Genomic DNA, 20,151 nt, shown 5'->3' with positions numbered 1-20,151 from the left:
TTCATGCGCGCCGACCGAAGGTCACCAGTCAAAGCGAGGAACTCCAATGGAAGCCAAACGATTCGCTGGCATAGCGATCGCGTGCACTGTCGCGATGGGACTGTTGTCCGCTTGCGGTACCCGACATGTCAGTCGCGACATCTCCGCCGACGGCGTGCCGGGCGAGGTGGTGTTTCCGGCACCGGAACGCGCGGTGCTGAAAGACGGAACCTTTCCCAACCTCGACAACCTGCGTCTGGTCGCGCCCGGCGTCGGCAAGGAGCAGCTGTATCACCTGCTGGGGCGCCCGCACTTCCGCGAAGGCTACGCCGGCGTTCGCGAATGGGATTACCTCTTTCACTTCCGCCGCGACGGCAGCGTGACCACCTGCCAGTACAAGGTGATTTTCGACCAGAACTATCTGGCGCGCAGTTTCTACTGGCAACCGCAAACCTGCGGCGAGCTGCTGCGCGAGCCCGTCGCGATGGTGCCGGCGGCGCCCGCGGCGGCCACCACGCGTAATTTCTCCGTGTCCGCCGACGCCTTGTTCGCGTTCGGCCGCGCCGGCGCCGGCGATCTGCAGGCGGGCGGCCGGGCGGAGGTCGCGCGCATCGCCGGCGAGCTGCGCAATGCCAAGACACTGCGCGCGGTGCGGGTGATCGGACACACCGACCTGATCGGCAGCGATCAGGCCAATCAGGCGCTGTCGCGCCAGCGCGCCGAAACCGTGCGTCAGCTGTTGATCGACGAAGGCGTGCCGGCGCGAGCGATCTCCGCCGAAGGCCGCGGCGAGTCCGAGCCGGTCGTCGGCAACTGCGAGGCTTCGATGCAGCGCAGCGCCTTGATCGCCTGTCTGCAGCCCAACCGCCGCGTCGAGATCAAGGCCGATGTGGAAGAGTGAGTCGCCGCGTCGTTTTCATCCATTACGCAATAACCGAGGTAAGGCCATGAAATTTTTCGTAACCGCGATGGCAGCGGCGTTGTGCGTCGTGTCCGCATCGGCGATCGCCCAGGGCCAGGCGCCGCGATCGGCTCCGGCGACGCAGCAAGCCGCCGCGCGCGATATCGACCCCAACACCCTGGCGAACTCCGCGTTGCAACTGCTGCAGGCGATCGATCGCGACCAGGCCGGCGTGTTGTGGGACAACTCCTCGAGCGTGACCAAGCGCAGCGCCAAGCGCGAAGACTTCGTCGGCTATGTCGGCAAGAGCCGCAAGCCGCTGGGCGCGGCCAGCTCGCGCAACTGGATCGCGGTGCGGCGCGAAGTGGTGGGCACCGGCGCCAAGCTCCCGCCGGGCCTGTACGCCAGCATCGAATTCTCCAGCCAGTTCCAGAGCAAGCGCGCGGCGACGGAGCTGGTGTCCCTGCGTCAGGACGAGGACGGCATGTGGCGGTTCTCGGGTTACGTCATCCAATAAGCGCGCCGTTGAGACGCTTGCGTACTTTGTGTCTATGCGCCGCGGATGAAGCCGGCGCCTAGGCCCGGCGGCCGACGCTGTCGATATAGGCCAGGAACATGTCGGACATGGCCTGCGCATAGGCCTTGATCTCCGGCGCGGTGCGCGGGGTTTCCGAGAACTGTTTCCCCACGGTACTGAGTGTCGTGCCGATCAGGTCGCCCGCGCGCATGCGCGCGGCCGTGGGTGTGTTCGGCAGGATCTCGCGCATGAAGGCCTGCAGCGTGCGCTCGCCCCTGGCCCGGGCCTTCTTCGTCTCGGGCGCGTCGCGGTAGAGCGGGGCGGCGTCGTTGAGCGCCACCCGCATCTGCGCCTCCTCGCACTCGGAGCGGAGAAAGGCATGGACCAGCGCCCGCAACCGCTCCTGCGGCGGTTTGCCGACGTCTTTCAGGATGAGGCCCAGCAGATCGGTGGTCTGCTGCCATTCGTCGCTCTGCAGCCGGAACAGAATCGCGGCCTTGTTGGGAAAGTACTGATACAGCGATCCGACGCTGACGCCGGCCCGCTCGGCGACACGTGCGGTGGTGAACCGCTGCGCGCCTTCCACGGCCAGGACCTGCGCGGCCGCCTGCAGGATCGCGGCGACAAGCTGATTCGACCTGGCCTGCTTCGGCTGTTTCCGCGAAGAAATCCTGGGGGCTTTGCGATCGGTCATGGCCGGACTGTCGGTGCGGATTCGAGATGGCGAACTGGTCGCATCATAGGCTCAGGCGGGAAAGCTGGCACGCCGACGTTGCGAACGCGAGCGTGTAGCTCGGCCAAAGTGGTGCGATCGACTCGCGGCCCATGCAGCGCCGTATCGGTGAGACAGCCTGTTCGGCAGCTACTGCAATCATGAAGGCCGAGTTCGCGAACCAAAAAAATGCGAACCGCGATGCGGAGACGGCCGAAATCCGTTCGGTCGGGAAAGTCGTTTCTCAGCGAAATATCCGGGGAAAACGAGCGATTCGTCCTGGCTGGAATCGCGTGAAATCTAATGCGAATACAAAATACGACGCTTTATTCGTATTGTGTGACGACACCGGATTTCACCCATTCAAGGCAGATATCGCTATGAACACCCTTGCAGTTTCACCCCTTGCGCCCTTGCTGGACCGGCTTTTCAAACAGGCCGATGCGGCGACCAGCCCGGCGGTCGCCGAGATGTCGCGCGACGAGCGTTTGCGCCTGATGCAGAGCAAAACCGAGTACCTGAATTTCTACGAACGGATGAAGGATCTCTGGCTTCCGGTCTCGCGCGAAACCGGTCATTTGCTTTACATGCTGGCGCGCGCCTCCAATGCCCGCAGCGTCGTCGAATTCGGCACCTCGTTCGGGATCTCGACGCTGCATCTGGCCGCGGCCGTCCGCGACAACGGCGGCGGCCGGATCATCACCACGGAGTTCGAGCCGGCCAAGGTCGCGCGCGCCAAACAGCACTTCGCCGAGGGCGGATTGGCGGAACTGGTGGAGGTACGCGCCGGAGACGCGCTGCAGACCCTGGCCTCGGACCTGCCCGATTCGATCGATCTGCTGCTGCTGGACGGCGCCAAGTCGCTTTACCCCGAAGTGCTGGCGCTCGTGGAAGCCCGTCTGCGGCCGGGCGCGCTGATCGTCGCCGACAACGCCGATTACAGTCCGGACTATCTGGCGCATGTGCGTTCGCCGGCGGCGGGGTATATGTCGATTCCCTTCGCCGACGACGTGGAGCTTTCGATGCGTCTGGCGTAAGTCGCTGCCAGTCCGGCGTGCACCGATCGGACCCCCGAGCCTGTTGGCCGACACCGATCAACCGTCCTGCTTCGCCGGCTGAGTACCGGTGGATGCATCTAGCGAAAACGCGTTCGGCCAGGCATGGCGCGCCATGCCCGGCCGTGTCGCGATGCGCGGAACGTCATTGCGTCACGCACGCGACCTGAGCGTCGCCAGTCCGGATTACGGATTGGCGATCGGCGTCGTCGTATCCGCGCTCAACCGCCACTGGCCGCGTACCTTCGCCCAGTTGGCGACATCGATCGCGTGCAGGGTGATGCCGGCGGACGGAATGGTGAACTCGATGCGGTCGACGACGACGGCGCTGGAACACTGGCTGATCGTCTGCGCCAGCAAGGTGCGCTTGAACACGTATACGTTGGCCATCACCGCGCGATAGAACGCGGTGATCGCCGGTTTGCCGTTTAGCACCTGGCCGAGGCTGTTGACCTGCACCGCGTCTTCCGCGAAGCCGGCCATGAACCGGTTGAGGTCGCGGCGGGCGAAGGCATCGCCGAGGCCTTCGGAAGCACGTTCGAACTCGCGTTCGCAATGACGATGCTGCGCCGCCATCGGGTCTTGCGCCATCGCCGCGAGCGGGATCAGGCCGGACAACGCGAGCGTCATGCCCGCAGCGGCCATCGAGGTACGACTCTTCATGTTCGGTCCTTGCTGAAGTGGTTGGAGACCGAACCTTATCCAAGGCGCTTGCGCGGCGATGTACCCGGATCGCGAAAGCAGCTGACCGGGTTGTTCAATACGCGATGCTTATTTGTCGCCCTCGCATTCCATGTCGGCCGCGCCCATGTGTTCGAAGCCGGTGAGATCGACCGAAGTCACGCCGCGGCTGGGGTTGCTGGCGCGGCGGCCCAGGGAGTCGTCGCTGCTCAGCGGATACCGGACGGAGGCGTCCATCAGGTTTTCCGGAAAGGCGCGCACTTCCGTTTCGGTCAAGGTGACTGTTTCCTTGCGCGGCAAACGAAAGCTTCTGCGCACTTCGGCTTCGTTCCATGTCCCCTTCAGGGTCACGGTCACGCTGCGAAGATCGCCGTGCTCCCAGTCCAGATCGACCTTCGTGGCGAGCGGATGCACCTTGGCGGCCAGGCGATCGGGAAAAGCCGGGCCTTCGTAGTAAGCGTCGGTGGGATTGCAGACATCGCCCTTGTTCTCGTAGCGCTTCAAGGAACAATTGAAACGCTTGTCGCGATGGCCGAAGGTCTTTTCCAGATAGCAGCCGAAATCCTTCGACGACATCCGCGGCCATTTCAGCAGGTCGACGCTGGGCGCAGGCAGTCCCGCGCTCATGGCCGGCGGCATGCCGGCGAGGCAGACCATGAAGATGGTCAGGGCGGCGATGGCTTGGGGCGTCGTTTTCATACGGGGTGCGGGACCTTGTCGAAATGCGTGAATGGATTGGGGCGGAGAATAACGGGGCGGGTAGGGTTTCGATGCCCGGTAGTTGCCCTATCTTGCGATCTCTGCGTTGACAGTGGCCGGCCGCCTCGACCTAGCCCGACAGGATCGAGAGCGGGCCATCGAAGCGGCGGGTGGTTTTCGAACCAGCGCAAACACCGGTTCGCAGGTATGCGAAACTCGGCCTGCGGTGGAACCGCGTGGCTGGCGTCATGGATCGCAGGAGGCAAGTGTGGGTATGGAACAGCGCACAAGGGGCCGCTGGATCGTCGGGGTCTTGATAACGGCATTGGCGGTACTCGCGGTCGGCCTGGGCGGTTGGTGGGGACTGAGTCGCGATCATCGGGTCCGCGACGGGCAACCGCCGGCTTCAGCGGCGGCGACTGCCGGTACGCGCGTAGCGGATTCCGGCCCGGTCGCGGCGCCGTTGCCGACAGGGGCCTTCCGGGACATCCACAAGGAACTTGAAGTCCGCGCACGCGCGGGCGACGCGCGGGCGGCTTATCGCCTGGGCCAGATCATCAGCCGTTGCCGCGAGTACAAGCCGATACCCGGCGGCGAGTTTACGCAGATGCTGGCGAGCGCGATCGCACATGCCAGCGGCGCCATACGCATGGGCAGTCGCAAGCTGGACGATCCGGATCTGCTGGACATGCTCCTCTACGCCAAGAACGAAGCCGATGCGATCTGCGGCGGCGTGGGCGATCTGCCGGCGTCGGTGCGCAAGGGCGACGCGCGACTGTGGTTCGAACTGGCGGCGGACCAGGGCCATACGAAAGCGATGACCGATTACGGACGTTTTGCGTTCGACGATTTCGCCTCCGATGTCGATCTGCTGGACAAGGCGGACGAAGTGGTCGCGCGGCGCGAACGCGCGCGCGGCTACCTTCGCCGCGCATTCGAATCGGGTGAGCCGGAATCGCTGCTGGCATTGGCGGCCGCGCATGGGAACATGCCGTTTCTGGGCCGTGACACGACGGAATCTCTCGCTTACTGGAAGGCTTATCGCCAGACCGCGCCGGGACGCAAATTGCCGGCGGGCGTGGTGAACATGATGGAGGAGCAATTGCTGGCGGCGTCCAATCCGCAGCAGGTGCGCGATTCGCAGCGGCGATCGGTCGAAATCCTGCAGGCCTTCCAACAACACAGGGCGCCGCGATGAAACGTTGGCTGGGGTGGGGCGGATTATTGTTGGCGCTCGCCGCGCTGGCAGTGTGGTTTTATCTGGCGCGGCTGACGCCAGCACGCGGCGTGCCGTCACCGGGTATCGAAATCACGGACGCAGCGGCGACCGGATCGCAGGCCAGCCCGGCGCCGGGCGCGCAGAACCCCGCCGATGTGCTTCGCCGGCGTTTGTCCGAGCTTCCGCAACACTCGCCGAAGTTGCGCGCCGCGATGAAAAGCGCTGAGGCCGAAATGGAGAAAAAGAGCCCGACCGCGCGTTGGTGGCTGCGGCCGATCGACGAGATCCACGCCGAAATCCGCGCGGCGGCGGAACGCGGCGATCCCAAGGCCGCGTATGCCTTGGGAATACGCTATGGACAATGCAGCAGGGCGCTGGAGGACTACGCGCCGCAGAAACTGCTGGCGGAACTGGATCAGGAAAAGGAGCTCGCAGATTCAACGCCCGCACCGCGGCGCGGCATGGAGAACGTGGGCAACAGAATCAGCAGCGAACTTGCAACCTACGACGCCTGCGCGAGCCTGGACCGAGCGTTGCTGGACGAGTCCATGCTATGGCTGGAGCGCGCCGGCCGGGCAGAGGCCAAGGGCGCCAGGCTCGCCTATGTCTCTGCCTGGACCAAGCAGGCGAGCCGTGGTCGCAATGAACTGATCGCCGATATCGAGCGCATGGCCGCGCAGCGGACGCTGGCGCGCGAATGGCTCGAGCAGGGCTTGGCCGCGGGAGATTCGGATGCGTTGGATCAGTACATCGAAGCGTATTCCGGCCAGGGTGGCTTGCTGCCCCGCGACCGGGTGCAGGAGATGGTGTATCGCTATGCGCGCGATCTGGTCCGGAGCCGGCGCGTTTCCGGATTCGATGCGCTATGGGCCAGCGGCCCGACTCGTTACGGCGATGAGTTGACCTCGCAGCAATGGGATGCGGCCGAAGCGCAGGGACGCGGTATTTTCAAGGCTTATTACGAAGCCAGGCCGATCCGGCCGCAGTAAGCGATCCAGGTTCGACCCCGCCGATGCGGCCGCCATCGGCGCCTGGCCCCAACGCAAAAGCCCCGCCGCAGCGGGGCTCTGCTCGATGGTGCCCGGGCTAACCCACAGGGCTAGACGGGGCCGGGGTCAAGATTGCGGAAGGTCGCATTTCATTCTTGCATCGACGTGAAACGGCTTGGGAACATCCGGGTTCGAGCTTTTCTGCTCGCCGTCGAGTTCGAAGGATTTCGCATCGGGCGTGCCGCCGCGATCTTTGCAGGCGGCGGTAAGCTTTTCCTTGACCGCGGCGATCGCGCTGTCCCGGGTCGCGCCGTCGGCGCTGTTGGTCACGTTGACGATTTCCGCGAATGCGTTGTGGCTCATTGCGAAAGCCAAACCCGTCAGGGCGATCAGATACAACTTCCTCATGATCTTTTCTCCATTAAACGACTGACATCGATGGTGGATGACGATACCTCGGCGGGCTGCGGGCATAAGTTATCCATAGTCCGTCGTTAACGCAGCGAGAAGGATTTCGCGTCCGATCTGTTCGTGGAATCGAACTGGCGATCGCTGCTTGCGAATGCCCGAATCGATCGCATCCGGGGTGCGCCTGTTCATTCAAGCGGGTGTTTTGAAAGCGTCGTCTGGCGCGATCACATCGGATGCGTGTTTTGTATGCATCGGCCGTCCGTTTCCGGTCAGGGCCATTGCCACGCGCGCATGTCGTGTCTTGCTGCCGGCGACGCGTTCGAAGCGATGCTTCACCGTCGGGACGGACACGCAGTGACAGCCCGAGGCAAGCCGATGTCCGATGCGTGAAGCGCACCGGATGGAAAACAGGACCGATCGGGCTGCCGCGATGTCCGACAGCGAGTGCCGAGCCGGTTCTTCAGTCCGGCCACGGACCGGCCGTGGCGAAGCGCCACCGCCAAGCTCATCGTCGTCGCTCTCGGTCCAGTCCAGCCTGGACCGTCGTGAAAATATATTGCAAGCAAGCGCAGTGCACATCGCGTCGCACAATATCGCTGTGTTCTGCCGACTGCGTCCTGTTCTCAGCGTCAGTATCGAAAGCAACCGTTGCTGATTTACAGGCCTTCCATCGTCGATCTTACGGCCGTGAAGCGATCGCCTCAGACGCAGCTGTCGGCGCGTTTCGCGCCGTCGCGTCCCGCGCGAAGGCCGCGGAAAGATTTCATGGACGCCTGTTAATCCTCGCAAAGGCCCGTCGTGGCGTGATCGCGGAATTACACGGCTCGCGCTCCATTGACGTTGTTCGAAAGGCTGTGACGTAATCGCCGCCACCTCGCCTGCCCCCAACGGGGCGACACGCACGCCGCTTGCGATGCGGCGCCTGCGAGTTCCTTGCCGTCCGCAGCGGCCATCGCGAAATTCGCCTGTTCCGATCCATGGGGGTGCACGCAATACGAGAAGGCAGTCCGAACGCGCAGCGCTTCATCGCCGGCTATTTCCCCGACGCACCGCCCGAACTTCGCATACGGAGAACGACCATGCGACATCTCGCTTTCTGGTTCCTGTTATCCCTGGCGCTCCTGCCTGGCTCCTCGTTCGCGCAGACGAAAACCGTCGTCCCATTGGGAGGCAACGCCTTCATCACCCGGCCCGCCGCGAAGGGGGAGGAGTTGGTCGACAACACCGGCCTGCACAACTGGAACTCGGCCAAGGCCGTCGCCAGCGTGTACTTCTATGTCAAGCAGGCCGGCAAGCTCGAGGTCTCGCTGGTGGGCGCCTTGAACGGCGCCCACCACAGCACCGTCGAGGTATCCATCGATGGCCAGCGCCGGCTCGCATCGTTGTCGGGCACCGACACGGCCTCGTTCCACGCCGGCACCTTCACCATCGACCATCCGGGCTACGTCAAGCTCGACCTGCGGGGCGTCAGCACCGACGGCGACTACTACGGCGATATTTCCGGCCTGGAAGTCGGCGGCAGCGCCACCGCCGCGGGCCTGGTCTTCGCCGACGATCCGGCCAACTTCTATTGGTCGCGCCGCGGGCCTTCGGGGCACCTGGGCTTCGCGGTCCCGGAGAACACGGAGTATTTCTACAGCGAGCTCACCGTGCCGAGTAAGTACGATCCGATCGGCTCGTACTTCATGGCCAACGGCTTCGCCCAGGGCTATTTCGGTATCCAGGTCAATTCCGCGACCGAGCGCCGCGTGCTGTTCTCGGTCTGGGATTCGCCCAACGGCAAGACGACGCTGCTGAAGAAGGGCAAGGACGTGATCGCGCAGGACTTCGGCGGCGAAGGCACCGGCGGCCAGAGCTTCCTGCGATACGACTGGAAACCCGGCCACACCTATCGCTTCATCACCCGCGCGCGTCCGGATGGACAGGGCAACACCGTGTACTCGGCCTGGTTCGGCACGCCGTGCTTGCTCGGCTATGGCGATTGCCAGTGGAAGTTCATTGCCAGCTGGAAGTACGAGGGCCTGTCCACTTACCACAAGGGCGTGTACTCGTTCATCGAATCCTTCAATCCTGATCTGGGTTACCTCGATCGCATGGCGCTGTACGGCAACCAGTGGGCGGTCGGCAGCGACGGCGCATGGACGGAAGTGAAATCGGCGCGCTTGACGGTCGATGCGACCGCGCAAAATCGCCAGCGCCTGGACGTCACCGGCGGCGCCATCGCTCCGACTTTCTACCTGCGCAATGCCGGCTTCTTCGACAAGTCGGCGACGCCGGGCACCACGTTCACCCGTACCGCGTCGTGGTTCAAGCCGCGCGTGGATTTGCAGGCGCTGCCGGAGCCGGCGCGCTGAGCGATGCGATCATGCAGCGCCCCGGGCAAGCCGGGGCGCTGTCGTCCACTCCCTCATGCCTTGGCGGAAATCGCGCTCAGCTCTTCGAGGTCGAGGTCGCGTTCCAGCTCGTGCAGCGTCTCGTCGTCGATATCGCCGGCCCGGTGCAGGCGGATGAGCTCGCGGCGTCCGCAGGCGACGGCTTCCAGAACGACGTCGAAGTGGGCGTGGATCAGCGGCGTGTAGTGTTCGGTGCGCTCGGCGTAGTCGACGATCGCCACCGACTTGCGCTGATATTTTTCCAGCAGTTTGGGATGGATGAGGTTGCCTTCGCTGTCGTAGGCCAGGCTCTGCACGACGGCGAACTGCACCTGGGCCATGGCGGCTTCGGCCTGGCTCATGGTCAGGCGCGGTTTTTCCGTGTCCGGCTCGGTTAGCTCCGCCCAGCGGATCACCCGTCCCAGCGTCGTGCCCTGCACCAGCACGGTCGCGAAGATCACCGCGAAGGAGGTCACCAGGATGAAATCGCGGCCGGGGAAGCCTTCCGGCACGCTCAGCGCCAGGGCGAGGGTGACCACGCCGCGAACGCCGGCCCAGCTCAGGACGGTCGAGCCGCGCGCGCCGATGGGCTTGTAGCGATTGAAGCCCAGCGCATTGCACAGCTTGATGATCCAGTCCGATCCGAACACCCAGACGAAGCGGGCGACGATCAGCGCGGCCAGGATCGCGAGGATGTTCCATCCCATCGTCGAGGCCACCACGCCGAAGCCGCCGCCGCGTTCGACGACACCGCGCAGCGACAGGCCGATCAGGATGAAGACCGAGGCCTCCATCAGGAACACCAGGACTTCCCAGAACGACGAGCCGCGCATGCGCATCGAGGCGGTCAGCACCGTGCTCTGATGCCAGCTCGCGATCAAGCCGGTGACCACGGTGGCGATGACGCCGGAGACATGCAGCATTTCGCCGAGCAGATAAGACGACCACGACAACAGCACGGTGGCGGCGATGATCAGATACTCGTCGCCGAGACGGCGCACGAGCAGAACCCAGGCCGTACCGATCGCCGCACCGACCAGCATGCCGCCAAGCGCCAGCAGCAGAAAATTCCCCGCCGCATCGGCCGCGCTGAAGGCGCCGGTGATTCCCGCGGCGATGGCGAAGCGGAACAGGACCAAGCCGCTGGCATCGTTGAGCAGGCTTTCGCCTTCGAGCAGGATTTGCAGGCGCCGCGGCAGCTTCACCCGTTGCAGCACCGCGCGGGCGGAAACGGCGTCGGGCGGCGAGACGATCGCGCCGAGCACGGCGCAGGCGGCCCAGGGCAGCGTCGGAAACAGAAGATGCGTCACCACGGCGACGACGACGCAGGTGAACAGCACCGCGCCGACAGCCAGCGAACCGATGCCGATCAGATGGCGGCGCAAGCGCGCCAAGGCGATGGACCAGGCGCCGTCGAGCAGCAAGGGCGGCAGGAAGATGACCAGCACCAGTTCGGGATCGACCGCGATGCTGGGCAGGCCCGGTAGGAAGGCCAGCGCCGCGCCGCCGGCGAGCAGTCCGACCGATGGCGGCAGCCCGAGCTTATGCGCCGCGTAATGCAGCGCGATGATCGCCATGAACATCACGATCACCAGCTCGAATAAATGGGTGGCGTCCATACGGCTCCGATTCGGCCAGGCGCGTGCTCGGCTGTGCCTTATTTCAAAGCACGTTCAGGCCAAACGCAATCGTCGGCGAGGCCGCCTGTTCCGGGTCGCCCGATGCCCGTCCGGCGCCCCGCCGAATCCGCCTGGGCCGCCGCTGTGGCGGCCCGAGCATTCATTGGCCGGCTTGCAGCGACGCGCTCATGCGCTGATGGATCAGGTTGATCGCCTTCAGCGGCCGCAGCATGACTTTGAACTCGGTGATCTGCCCGGCCGCGTTCCAGGTGATGATGTCGACGCCGTTGACGATTATTCCGTCGATCTGGGTTTCGAATTCGAGCATCGCGTCGTTGTCGCCGACGATCTCGCGCACGTAGCGGAAGGTGTCGTTGAAGAACACCTGGAACGCCGCATTGAGGTACCACGCCGTCAGCTTGCGACCCTGTTGCGGGGTGTGGACGACCGGCGAATGGAAGGTGGCGTCATCGGCGAGCAGCGCGTGCAGGCCCGAGGGATCGCGGGTCTCGACCATCCGATGCCAGGTCGCGAGTGCCGAATTGCTCACGGTGTGTCTCCGCAGGTGGATTAGACGCTTGCACAGACTACGCGAGATTGCGATGTCGTCCCGGCCGACGCTGGCCGGGACGACAGTTTCCTGCGGCGATGTCCGTTACCAGATCTTGATGCGATCGGCCGGCGCCAGATACAGCTTCTCGCCCGGCTTCGCGCCCCAGGCGTCGTACCACGCGTCGATATTGCGCACGGTCTGCGCGCGCTGCGCGGCCGGCGCGTGGCCATCGGTGAGGATGCGCTGGCGCAAGGCGGCGTCGCGGATCTTGCTGCGCCAGGTCTCGGCGTAGGCGAGGAAGAAGCGCTGGTCGCCGCTCAGGCCATCGATCACCGGCGCCTGCTTGCCGCCCAGCGATTTGCGATAGGCCATGTAGGCGATGGTCAAGCCCGATACGTCGGCGATGTTCTCGCCCGAGGTCTGCTTGCCGTTGACGCGCAGGCCCGGCAACGGCTCGTAGGCGCTGTACTGGTCGGCGAGTTTCTTCGTCGCTTCCTGAAAATGCTGCGTGTCCGCCGGCGTCCACCAGTTGGCCAGGCGGCCTTGGCCGTCGAACTCCGCGCCGGTGTCGTCGAAGCCGTGGCTGATTTCGTGACCGATCACCGCGCCGATCGATCCGTAGTTCGCGGCGGCATCGGCGTTGGGATCGAAGAACGGCTTGTCCAGGATCGCCGCAGGGAAGTTCATCGCGTTCTGCAGCGGCAATTGCACGGCGTTGACCGTTTGCGGCGTCATCCACCATTCGCCGTTATCGACCGGCTGGCCGAGCTTGCTCAGCTGGTAGCGGTACTCGTGCAGTTCCGCGCGCAGACGGTTGCCCAGCGCGTCGTCGGGACGGATATCGAGCGAGGAATAATCGCGCCAGCGTTCGGGATAGCCGACGCTCACGCGCATCGACTTGGCCTTCTCGCGCGCCTTGGCCTTGGTCTGCGGCGTCATCCAGGTCAGCGAATCCACGCGTTCGTCGAACGCGGCGAGGATGTTGCCGACCATCTCCTCGACCTTGGCCTTCGAGGCCGCCGGAAAGTACTTCGCCGCATAGAGCTTGCCCAGCGCGTCGCCGAGCGCGGAACTGGTCGCGTCGAGCGCGCGCTTGCCGCGTTCGCGCGCCTGCGGCGTGCCCGCGAGCGTGGTGCCGTGGAAACCGAAGGCAAGGTCGGTGTAGGCCTTGGGCAATTCGCCGGGGCCGCGCAGAGCCTGGTTCCAGGCGGCGTGGTCCAGGGCGTGGAAAGCCAGGTAATCCTTCCACACCGGCAACGGCTCGCTGCCGACCAGACGGGCGATGCCGGTGATCGCACCGGGTTGCCATGCGACGATCTTCTTCTGCGCCGCCAGTCCGGCCGCGTCGAAGAACGCGGCCCATTCGATGCCCGGAGCGCGCTGCGCGAAGGCGGCGGTGTCCCAGGGGTTGTTGGCCTTGTGCACGTTCTGCGAATCGACCAGCGGTGCGTGCGCCTTGGCGATCTTGGTTTCCAGGGCGATGATCGCTTTCGCCTTGCTCTCGGCATCGGCGATGCCGGCCTGCTTCAGCAGCGCGATCACATAGGTTTCGTACTTCTTGCGCGTCTCCACCATTTCCTTGTCGGACGACAGGTAGTACTCGCGGTCGGGCATGCCCAGGCCGCCCTGCATCAGCGTGGCGACATAAGCCGGCTCTTGCAGCCCCTTGGCGACGAACACGCCGAACAGGTTATCGGTGTGGAAGTTGGTCGAGTTGAGCGGATCGGTGTCGGCGCGCACGCCGGCGCCGAACGCGCGCGAAAGATCGCTGCGCGAGGCGATCGCGCCGATCGCGTCCAGTTGCGGTTGCAGCGCCTGCAGGCCGCGCTTCTCGGTGCCGGCTTCGTCCATGTAGGCGGTGTGGAAATCGGCGATGCGGCGCGCGTCGGTGCCGGCCGCGGGCTTGCCGGCGGCCAGTTCCGCGATCAGCTCGGCGTTGCGTTTCTCCGCGGTCTCAAGCAACTGGGTGAACGCGCCGTAGTTGGAACGGTCGGCGGGGATCTCGAAGTTCTTGCGCCAGCCGCCGTTGGCGAAGGCATCGAAGTCGTCGCCCGGCTTCACCGTCTTGTCCAGGCCGGTCAGATCGATGCCGGAGACCGGCGTCGCGGCGGGGGCGGTCGTTTGCGCGGGCGCGGACGCGGTTTCGTTCGTGGCGGGTTTGCACGCGGCGAGGCTGCCGGCCAGCACCAGGGTCAGGCCGAGAGACAGAGCATTCAGTCGATAGGGCATCGTGGTATTCCGAAGCGGAGCGTAGGGGCGGCCGATCGTTCACCCAGGCCTTGGCCACCGCGTCCGAGCAATGGGTTGCGACAGGTGATCGGCGAACTGTCATCCGCGATGGATGACAGTGTGCGGCCTTCGAATTGCGCCCCATTGTGCGTCAGCCGGTCGGCGGCGTGGAAGTGCACGAATATCGGTAAACCGCGCTGCCGCCCGTATCGGAAAAGCCGTCGGCCCGGCGGCCTGTTCCGGCGTTGCTGAATGCGGTTGGGGGGTGACGACGGCGTGGCGGGATTAAGTGGGCGGCGCGAGGAAAATCGAGACGTGTATTCTTGGGGCGATCGACTCGAATCCACAGGCGGCCGCTTATGAAATATGCACTGGTTTGCGCATTGCTGATTACGGCGGGAAGTTCCGGAGTGTCCGCGGCGCAGAAGCGGGAGAAATTTGCGGACATGATGGTGCATCCGCATGAAGGCTCCGGGCCGGAGTTTAAATTTTCAGCGGCTTACGCTACCTCCGAGTCGCCCGTGGTCATAACCGTGGTCGGACGCAAGATGAAAAGTAGCGACAGGAAGTTTCGCACGAGCCTGCAGAAACATTGGTTGTCACAGAACATTCCCGACACGAAAACGGTGATGATGCGCGAGCAGGCGCTATGTAACTACGGCTCGAGGGAAGGGCGCTGCGACCGTTATGAGTTCGAGCCGGGCGGCGAGGAGCACTCCTACTATTTCTATCTTGACAACTGGAGATAGGCTGTCTGGTATGGATTCACAATCGCTCGCAGTCAACGGGGGAGCTTGTGCGAATGGATGAGTACGACTGGAATCGGCCTTACATCGAACAAGGCAGGATGGATCTGTTTGATGCCATCGATCGAGATACGGCGCGGAGGTACGGCAGCAAGGTCAGGGCTGCCGGCGTGTCCAATGTTGATTACAAGATGCGGTTCGGGAAGCTGGCTTCCAAGCAGTCCATGAAAGATCCGCCGAGCTGCGGGCGAATTTTTCCAGGTTATGTCGTGGTACGAAAGCTTGGCACGCCGGAGCAATACGAGACATGGATGCCGGAGCAGGTTTTCGAAGAGCTGTATCGGCGCAGCGATTGAACACGCCAGTCATTAAGGCTGAAGCCGCGATTAAAAAAGCCTCATTTACCCGGAATTACAGCCACCGATGTTCAAGTCCATCTTCGACCTGTTTCGTAGCAAACCAGCGGCGCCCCCCGTCACTGCGCAGGCGAGCCCGGCCGGCACGGCCGAGCCGCCGGCTGCCGCTGCGCCGCTCCCCATTCGCTGGTTGGGCAAGGACGATCCACGAAATCCCTTCACGGTGGGAGGCTACGATTGCCTGACCTTCGTCAGCACGATGATTTCGACGACCTCGGATGAGCGCATCGCGACTTCTTTTACTGCCTTGCGTGCCAGCCTGGGACAGGAGTATGTCGGTACGCTGCCGCAAGATGCGGTCGAAATCGAAAGTCGGCTGGTGTATCCCCTCAAGGGCGCGATCGCGGACGGCGCTTTGTTCAAGGCGCAGCAGATGGAGGACAAGTGGGATCTGTACCTTTATGGCGACCGCCTGTATTTCGTTCGCAGTTGGACCGGCGCCTTGACGTATGTCGCGGGCTTCGTTATCACCTCGGACCATCTGATCATCGAGCGATTGTGGGCGTCGCGCGAACAGGCTGGTGATCCGCAGTATGTATTGCGGCAGCTCGACTATCTGGTGAAGAGTCACGCGCTCGGTCGTCGCCTTCCGCATCCGTTGCCGGATCATCTGGAGCGCGATACGCAGGCGATAGGCCTGTTTTCGTTCGGCCAATACGGAAGGCGGTGCTGCTTCGGCACGTTCGAAGATACAGTGCGCGACGACATCGCCAAACCGCGGCCCGCGCCGGCGCAAGCCTGAAGTCCGCGGCGCACCTTGAGTCAACCGATACCTTAAAAAAATCCGCGCCGTGTATGCTGGGTTCTTCCCCAATGCCGCGCGCTCGCATGAAATCTTCGTACTCGCTCCTGGCCCTGCTTGCCTTCGCGAGCAGCGCTTATTCCCAGACTGCCATGCATCCGGACGATCTTCCTGTCGTCACCGTGTCGCCGGGCGTTTCCTTGCAGGAGCTCACCGGTCGCAGCGCCGCGCCGGGCGCTAAAACCGATCAGGGCAGCGTCGCGTTGTTCCGGCTGGAGCCGGGCCGCGCCAGCGCATGGAGCCATAACAAGGTCGGCGAAGAGTCGTTCTTCGTGCTCAAGGGCCGCGGCGAGGTATGGCTGGGCAACAAGGCGCACGCGGTGCGTCCGGGCTCGTTCGTCCTGATTCCGCCGAGCGTCGTGCGTTCCATCCGCGCGAGCAAGGGCGAAGCGCTGGAGTACTACGCCATCACCACGCCCGCGTGGACGAAGGACGACGACATCCTGACCACGGCGCCGGAAGGCGCACCGAAGTAAGTCGGCGGATAGTCGCGACAGGCCTGCCGCGGGGCGGGCCCGTCGATCACAGACGCGGTCTGACGGTGAGGCATTGCGACACCGCGCCGACAGGGCCGCCGCTGTCGTGAATGATGCTGTGGGTGAGGCCGAAACCGCCCGCGCCGAAGCTGACCGTGGTGTCGAGCCCGAGCCATTCGCCGCTGGGCGGCGCGAACAGATGCGCGGTCAGATCGAGATTCGGAAATGCGACAGCTTCCGGCGTCGCCCGCGGCGTGATGCCGTTGGAGATGTCGAGCATGCCCAAGGCCCGCGCGGTCGCGCTGACCTGCTCGCCGTCGATCATGGCCACCGCGGTGCGCAGCCAATATGACGCCCGCCCGGGTTCGATCTGCGCGCGGCGCACGTCCACGCTGCGGACGAATCCGCCAGGCCATACCGAGCCCGGCTCCCACGGCTCCATCTGCTCCGGTGGGGCGATGCGCGGTAGCGAGGTGCCGGCGAAGGCGGCGGTGTCGTATTCCTGCATGAGCCAGGCGCGCAGGATCAGGGCGACGCGGCCGGCGTGGCTCAGGCGCGCTTCCACCAACTCGATGGTGCGGCCGGGCCTGAGCACGGCGACCTCGATATCGACGACGTCGATCGGAATGATGCCGAGAATGTCGTAGGACAGGCGCGCGAGGCGCAAGCCGTCGCTGCGGCGCGCGTCGCGATCGGCCTCGACCGCGTGCGCGAGCAGGCCGAAGGAGGGAGCGACGTGCTGTTCGGCGGGATTCCAGCCGCCGCCGACATGCTCGGTGGCGCGAAAGCGCTTCGCATCGACCCGCTCGAAATACGCGGCCGGCGAGCGATGGCCTGAAGGTTGCTGCATTTTCGATCCTCTCTTGTCGGCTTCGCCCGGCGAAGCTCGACAAGTGTTTCGCGAGGCGTCCCGGACATGAGGGGATGCTCGCTCATCGGATCGATTGTTGGCAACGGTTGGCGCGCCGGCCGGGCGCGCTCGCCGAAAATGTTCGTTGGCCCGAACGCCGCGCCCCGGCTTTGATCAAGGGCGCGGCGGCGCGGTCAATGCTTCGAGGCGACAGGGCTCTCGGTATGCATCACGCACAGCCAGCGATCGTCCACCTTGACCCAGGTGGATGTGTCGTACACCTCCATCTCCATGGGTTTGCCGTTCATCTGCATCTTCTGGTTTACATGGTAGCTGGCGACGGCGACATCGTCGGTCGGGAAAATAACGTCCATCCCGGATATTTCGTAGTCGGTCAACTTGAACTTGTCGTCGTTCGCCATCTTCAGGTAAGCGGCATGGTCGAACTTGTTCGTGCCGTGCGCGCTGACCATCACCGCGGGCTCGGTCAGCATTCTGGTGGCCACTTCGGGCGCGCCGTCCAGCATCGACTGCCAGAACGATTTCTCCAGCCGCTCGATCTCGCCTTTCTGATTCGACCTGTTCATGGCATCGCGCCTTTCAGGATGGGAGCGCCCATGGATAAGCGCTGCGGCGTTATCTCCCGGTGAGAGGGGCGCGGAGGTCGCGTAACAATTCACGCCTCATGCGACCAATAGCGCGGTGGCATTCGATTTATCGCGTGAATGGCTCTGGTCCGAACACAGGGTCTGACCATACTGAGCCCTGGTGATCCGAGGCTGCGAACGATGCGCTGCAATAATCCGTTGGTCCGGCTGCTGACGCTCGCCGCGATGGTTTTAAGCTTAGGCGCGATCAGCCCCGCCGCGCAGGCGCATCCCGCTTACCAGACCACCCAGGTCGCACCGGGGCTCTACAGCTTCGGCGCCGGAATGGCTTTCAACGCCTTCATGATCACCGACGACGGCGTGATCGTCATGGACAGCTTCGACAAGGAATTCGCCGAGGCCTCGTTGCAGGCCATACGCCAATTGACCGATAAGCCGATCCGGTATCTGGTGTATTCGCACAATCACTACGATCACATCAGCGGCGGCGAAGTGTTCAAGGCGCAAGGGGCGACGGTGCTGAGCCACGAGGCGGCCGCGAACTGGCTGAAAAGCCATCCCAGCCCCGATGTCGTCATGCCGGATAAAACCTGGTCCGGATCCAGATACGAACTCAAGCTCGGGCACGGCGCGATCAATCTGCTTTACTTCGGCGCGAATCACGGCGAAGGCATGACCGTATTCCAGTTTCCGCACGAACATGCGATCTACACCGTCGATCTGGTCGTGCCCAAGCGCGTGGGCTTCGCCTACATGCCCGATTTCTCGCCGCGCGAGTGGGAGCGAACCCTCGCCGAAATGGGCAAGCTCGATTTCGACCAGGTGATGTATGCGCACAACGCGGCGGTCGGGCCGCGGGCGAGCGTCGCGGAGCAACTGGATTATCTACGCGACCTGCGCGCGGCGATTCTCGCCGAGCTCAACAAGGGCACGCCCTTCATGAAAATCCCGAACACGGTGAAACTTCCGAAGTACGAGAAGTGGGACGGCTACGAGGAATGGCTGCCCATGAACGCCTGGCGGATTCTGCTGGAAATCGCGATGGGCGTGTAACTCAAGGCACGCGCGTCACCTGCCCGTAGGTGGCGCGCCAGCGGCCGTCGCGTTTCGCCCAGACGTAAGACACCCGCAGGGTGCGCGTCTGGTGGCGGCCGTCCTGCGTCCAGCCCAGGTGGAGCAGGCCGCCGATCACCGCGCCGTCGCCCCAGACCTTTTGTATCCGCTCCTGCAGCGCATACGGATCGATCTTGAATCCGGGCAGATGGAAATCGGCCAGGAACTGCTGCTTGTTTTCCACCGACGCGTCGGAATTGACCAATATGTAGTCGTCATCGACCAGCCGCGCGAGCGTCTCGGTGTCGTTGCGAACCTGAGCCCGGTCGTAGTCGTCGATCGCTTTGGCGAGGTCCGGCGGCAATTCAGTCGCGAAGGCCGGCGCGGTAATCAGGGCGAGAATGACGGCGAGTTTCACGGCGGGCTCCGCTGAGAGAGAAAAAAATTGAATACGCCAGGGGGCGAGCCCCATCGCTGAACGCGGCTTCGACGTGCGGCCACGATGCCGGCCGCGCCTGGATGAGACAACGGCCATTTAACGGATCGCCCCGATGCCACTTGGACTGCCGCATCGCGGACGCGATCGCGCCGGCAACGCCATGGCCGCGCCGCGATCTGCGCATCAACGGCTGCATGTCGCGCGCAGTGATCCGCATGCAAGACAACGGCAGCGATGTCCGCCGCATGCGCACGCAAGTGAGACGATGATGCCCTCATGTAAAAATTTCGCAGATTTTTTCTGCGACGTAGCGCTGTCGAAAAAACGTTATAAGCTCATAGCGAAACGATCTTTGACGACGGCCTCGGAACGGCGCGCGGCATCGTGATAACAAGTGCAACGTCGAAAGTCAGGGGGGCATCGACCCACGCAGCGCATCGGCTCGTGGCCAAAACTGAGGACTTCCCCATGTTGCAGCAACACGATCTCGTCCAGGATCCAAGCACGACAGCGGTCCCGTTCGCCGAGGAACTCTCGGACGAAAATCTCGAAGCGTTGTTCGGCGGTAAGCCGGTAGTCTGCGGTTGCGGTTGGCTTTGTTCCTTCACCGGCGAGTGCGGCTGTTCCAACGGCCACTCGGTGTGTGTCGGTCACTGCTGATCGGCTTCCCGGAGCCGCCTGGCCGCAAGCGGGCGGCTCCTTCGAGACCGCGACCTCAGCTCTGATTTACGCCGCGATGCTCGACGCGTCGCGCGGCGCCGGATGCCCGTCGCGAAAGCGCGACGCGTATTCGCGCGGCCCGCGCGGCGGTCGTCGTGCCGGTTC

General features: G+C 64.1%; 22 protein-coding genes. 12 read left to right on the top strand and 10 right to left on the bottom strand.

The features are described from left to right. Nucleotides 1–94 precede the first annotated feature (94 nt). Both LG3211_RS21500 and LG3211_RS21495 read left to right on the top strand, forming a co-directional pair. Nucleotides 95–880, top strand: a complete 786-nt coding sequence (locus tag LG3211_RS21500) for an OmpA family protein (RefSeq protein ID WP_237049789.1) — start codon at nt 95–97, stop codon at nt 878–880. Nucleotides 881–926: 46 nt separating this feature from the next. Further along, nucleotides 927–1,397 (top strand): DUF4019 domain-containing protein, encoded by a 471-nt coding sequence (locus LG3211_RS21495; RefSeq protein WP_057944613.1) that lies wholly within the window; start codon nt 927–929, stop codon nt 1,395–1,397. 58 nt (nt 1,398–1,455) lie between these two features. Here LG3211_RS21495 and LG3211_RS21490 read toward each other — a convergent pair whose 3' ends face one another. Further along, nucleotides 1,456–2,091, bottom strand: coding sequence for a TetR/AcrR family transcriptional regulator (locus tag LG3211_RS21490; RefSeq protein WP_057944612.1), 636 nt, complete (start codon nt 2,089–2,091; stop codon nt 1,456–1,458). 131 nt (nt 2,092–2,222) lie between these two features. On the opposite strand from LG3211_RS21490, the gene LG3211_RS21485 reads away from it, so the two are divergent. Beyond that, a complete protein-coding gene (locus LG3211_RS21485; protein ID WP_237049788.1) occupies nt 2,223–3,146 on the top strand; it encodes an O-methyltransferase in 924 nt (307 codons plus the stop codon). A 204-nt stretch (nt 3,147–3,350) separates the two neighbouring features. On the opposite strand, the gene LG3211_RS21480 is transcribed toward LG3211_RS21485, so the two are convergent. Both LG3211_RS21480 and LG3211_RS21475 read right to left on the bottom strand, forming a co-directional pair. After that, entirely contained in the window at nt 3,351–3,827 is a 477-nt protein-coding gene (locus LG3211_RS21480; RefSeq protein ID WP_083512731.1) for a YybH family protein, read from the bottom strand. A gap of 108 nt (nt 3,828–3,935) precedes the next feature. Next, the gene (locus LG3211_RS21475; protein ID WP_057944609.1) at nt 3,936–4,544 is read right to left on the bottom strand and encodes a hypothetical protein; all 609 of its coding nucleotides are present in this window, start codon (nt 4,542–4,544) and stop codon (nt 3,936–3,938) included. Nucleotides 4,545–4,626: 82 nt separating this feature from the next. On the opposite strand from LG3211_RS21475, the gene LG3211_RS21470 reads away from it, so the two are divergent. After that, a complete protein-coding gene (locus LG3211_RS21470; protein WP_148649062.1) occupies nt 4,627–5,742 on the top strand; it encodes an SEL1-like repeat protein in 1,116 nt (371 codons plus the stop codon). Then, entirely contained in the window at nt 5,739–6,752 is a 1,014-nt protein-coding gene (locus LG3211_RS21465) for a hypothetical protein (protein WP_057944607.1), read from the top strand. The genes LG3211_RS21470 and LG3211_RS21465 overlap by 4 nt, the downstream gene beginning before the upstream one ends. A 126-nt stretch (nt 6,753–6,878) precedes the next feature. Here LG3211_RS21465 and LG3211_RS21460 read toward each other — a convergent pair whose 3' ends face one another. Continuing rightward, nucleotides 6,879–7,160 carry a hypothetical protein gene (locus tag LG3211_RS21460; protein WP_057944606.1) on the bottom strand — a complete coding sequence of 94 codons (282 nt, stop codon included), beginning with the start codon at nt 7,158–7,160 and terminating at the stop codon, nt 6,879–6,881. Nucleotides 7,161–8,242: 1,082 nt separating this feature from the next. Here LG3211_RS21460 and LG3211_RS21455 point away from each other — a divergent pair. Continuing rightward, nucleotides 8,243–9,517: a DUF3472 domain-containing protein gene (locus LG3211_RS21455; protein ID WP_057944605.1), complete on the top strand. Its 1,275-nt coding sequence runs from the start codon at nt 8,243–8,245 to the stop codon at nt 9,515–9,517. Between the two features lie 53 nt (nt 9,518–9,570). Here LG3211_RS21455 and LG3211_RS21450 read toward each other — a convergent pair whose 3' ends face one another. From LG3211_RS21450 to LG3211_RS21440, 3 genes are all read right to left on the bottom strand, one after another. Then, on the bottom strand, nt 9,571–11,154 hold the full coding sequence (locus LG3211_RS21450; protein WP_057944604.1) for a Na+/H+ antiporter: 1,584 nt from the start codon (nt 11,152–11,154) through the stop codon (nt 9,571–9,573). 160 nt (nt 11,155–11,314) lie between these two features. Beyond that, a complete protein-coding gene (locus LG3211_RS21445; protein ID WP_237049787.1) occupies nt 11,315–11,704 on the bottom strand; it encodes a nuclear transport factor 2 family protein in 390 nt (129 codons plus the stop codon). Nucleotides 11,705–11,809: 105 nt separating this feature from the next. Continuing rightward, a complete protein-coding gene (locus LG3211_RS21440; RefSeq protein WP_057944603.1) occupies nt 11,810–13,936 on the bottom strand; it encodes a M13 family metallopeptidase in 2,127 nt (708 codons plus the stop codon). Nucleotides 13,937–14,295: 359 nt separating this feature from the next. Here LG3211_RS21440 and LG3211_RS21435 point away from each other — a divergent pair, with 359 nt between their 5' ends. From LG3211_RS21435 to LG3211_RS21420, 4 genes are all read left to right on the top strand, one after another. Continuing rightward, the gene (locus tag LG3211_RS21435; protein WP_057944602.1) at nt 14,296–14,685 is read left to right on the top strand and encodes a hypothetical protein; all 390 of its coding nucleotides are present in this window, start codon (nt 14,296–14,298) and stop codon (nt 14,683–14,685) included. Nucleotides 14,686–14,738: 53 nt separating this feature from the next. After that, on the top strand, nt 14,739–15,038 hold the full coding sequence (locus LG3211_RS21430) for a hypothetical protein (RefSeq protein WP_057944601.1): 300 nt from the start codon (nt 14,739–14,741) through the stop codon (nt 15,036–15,038). A gap of 67 nt (nt 15,039–15,105) precedes the next feature. Then, complete coding sequence (locus LG3211_RS21425) at nt 15,106–15,840, top strand: hypothetical protein (RefSeq protein WP_057944600.1); 735 nt, start codon at nt 15,106–15,108, stop codon at nt 15,838–15,840. Nucleotides 15,841–15,926: 86 nt separating this feature from the next. Then, complete coding sequence (locus LG3211_RS21420) at nt 15,927–16,376, top strand: cupin domain-containing protein (protein ID WP_057944599.1); 450 nt, start codon at nt 15,927–15,929, stop codon at nt 16,374–16,376. A gap of 46 nt (nt 16,377–16,422) precedes the next feature. Here LG3211_RS21420 and LG3211_RS21415 read toward each other — a convergent pair whose 3' ends face one another. After that, nucleotides 16,423–17,226, bottom strand: coding sequence for a thioesterase family protein (locus LG3211_RS21415; RefSeq protein ID WP_057944598.1), 804 nt, complete (start codon nt 17,224–17,226; stop codon nt 16,423–16,425). A gap of 194 nt (nt 17,227–17,420) precedes the next feature. After that, nucleotides 17,421–17,813, bottom strand: a complete 393-nt coding sequence (locus tag LG3211_RS21410) for a nuclear transport factor 2 family protein (RefSeq protein ID WP_057944597.1) — start codon at nt 17,811–17,813, stop codon at nt 17,421–17,423. Between the two features lie 138 nt (nt 17,814–17,951). Here LG3211_RS21410 and LG3211_RS21405 point away from each other — a divergent pair, with 138 nt between their 5' ends. Beyond that, a complete protein-coding gene (locus tag LG3211_RS21405) occupies nt 17,952–18,887 on the top strand; it encodes an MBL fold metallo-hydrolase (protein WP_083512729.1) in 936 nt (311 codons plus the stop codon). A gap of 1 nt (nt 18,888) precedes the next feature. On the opposite strand, the gene LG3211_RS21400 is transcribed toward LG3211_RS21405, so the two are convergent. Beyond that, nucleotides 18,889–19,305 (bottom strand): nuclear transport factor 2 family protein, encoded by a 417-nt coding sequence (locus tag LG3211_RS21400; protein ID WP_057944595.1) that lies wholly within the window; start codon nt 19,303–19,305, stop codon nt 18,889–18,891. 489 nt (nt 19,306–19,794) lie between these two features. Here LG3211_RS21400 and LG3211_RS26005 point away from each other — a divergent pair, with 489 nt between their 5' ends. Beyond that, nucleotides 19,795–19,986, top strand: a complete 192-nt coding sequence (locus LG3211_RS26005; protein ID WP_148649061.1) for a hypothetical protein — start codon at nt 19,795–19,797, stop codon at nt 19,984–19,986. Nucleotides 19,987–20,151 lie beyond the last annotated feature (165 nt).

Origin of the sequence: Lysobacter gummosus (assembly GCF_001442805.1) — a bacterium.
GTDB lineage: Bacteria > Pseudomonadota > Gammaproteobacteria > Xanthomonadales > Xanthomonadaceae > Lysobacter > Lysobacter gummosus.
The sequence above is the reverse complement of the archived record's forward strand: the minus strand, read 5'-3'. Positions and strand labels throughout refer to the sequence as shown.

Bases quoted from the DNA above. Each gene is read 5' to 3' on its own strand.
- LG3211_RS21430 (WP_057944601.1), top strand. From the start codon at position 14,739: ATGGATGAGTACGACTGGAATCGGCCTTACATCGAACAAGGCAGGATG.
- LG3211_RS21480 (WP_083512731.1), bottom strand. From the start codon at position 3,827: ATGAAGAGTCGTACCTCGATGGCCGCTGCGGGCATGACGCTCGCGTTG.
- LG3211_RS21500 (WP_237049789.1), top strand. From the start codon at position 95: ATGGGACTGTTGTCCGCTTGCGGTACCCGACATGTCAGTCGCGACATC.
- LG3211_RS21465 (WP_057944607.1), top strand. From the start codon at position 5,739: ATGAAACGTTGGCTGGGGTGGGGCGGATTATTGTTGGCGCTCGCCGCG.
- LG3211_RS21460 (WP_057944606.1), bottom strand. From the start codon at position 7,160: ATGAGGAAGTTGTATCTGATCGCCCTGACGGGTTTGGCTTTCGCAATG.
- LG3211_RS21440 (WP_057944603.1), bottom strand. From the start codon at position 13,936: ATGCCCTATCGACTGAATGCTCTGTCTCTCGGCCTGACCCTGGTGCTG.
- LG3211_RS21475 (WP_057944609.1), bottom strand. From the start codon at position 4,544: ATGAAAACGACGCCCCAAGCCATCGCCGCCCTGACCATCTTCATGGTC.
- LG3211_RS21450 (WP_057944604.1), bottom strand. From the start codon at position 11,154: ATGGACGCCACCCATTTATTCGAGCTGGTGATCGTGATGTTCATGGCG.
- LG3211_RS21405 (WP_083512729.1), top strand. From the start codon at position 17,952: ATGGCTCTGGTCCGAACACAGGGTCTGACCATACTGAGCCCTGGTGAT.
- LG3211_RS21410 (WP_057944597.1), bottom strand. From the start codon at position 17,813: ATGAACAGGTCGAATCAGAAAGGCGAGATCGAGCGGCTGGAGAAATCG.
- LG3211_RS21490 (WP_057944612.1), bottom strand. From the start codon at position 2,091: ATGACCGATCGCAAAGCCCCCAGGATTTCTTCGCGGAAACAGCCGAAG.
- LG3211_RS21435 (WP_057944602.1), top strand. From the start codon at position 14,296: ATGAAATATGCACTGGTTTGCGCATTGCTGATTACGGCGGGAAGTTCC.
- LG3211_RS26005 (WP_148649061.1), top strand. From the start codon at position 19,795: ATGTTGCAGCAACACGATCTCGTCCAGGATCCAAGCACGACAGCGGTC.
- LG3211_RS21415 (WP_057944598.1), bottom strand. From the start codon at position 17,226: ATGCAGCAACCTTCAGGCCATCGCTCGCCGGCCGCGTATTTCGAGCGG.
- LG3211_RS21455 (WP_057944605.1), top strand. From the start codon at position 8,243: ATGCGACATCTCGCTTTCTGGTTCCTGTTATCCCTGGCGCTCCTGCCT.
- LG3211_RS21425 (WP_057944600.1), top strand. From the start codon at position 15,106: ATGTTCAAGTCCATCTTCGACCTGTTTCGTAGCAAACCAGCGGCGCCC.
- LG3211_RS21495 (WP_057944613.1), top strand. From the start codon at position 927: ATGAAATTTTTCGTAACCGCGATGGCAGCGGCGTTGTGCGTCGTGTCC.
- LG3211_RS21420 (WP_057944599.1), top strand. From the start codon at position 15,927: ATGAAATCTTCGTACTCGCTCCTGGCCCTGCTTGCCTTCGCGAGCAGC.
- LG3211_RS21485 (WP_237049788.1), top strand. From the start codon at position 2,223: ATGCAGCGCCGTATCGGTGAGACAGCCTGTTCGGCAGCTACTGCAATC.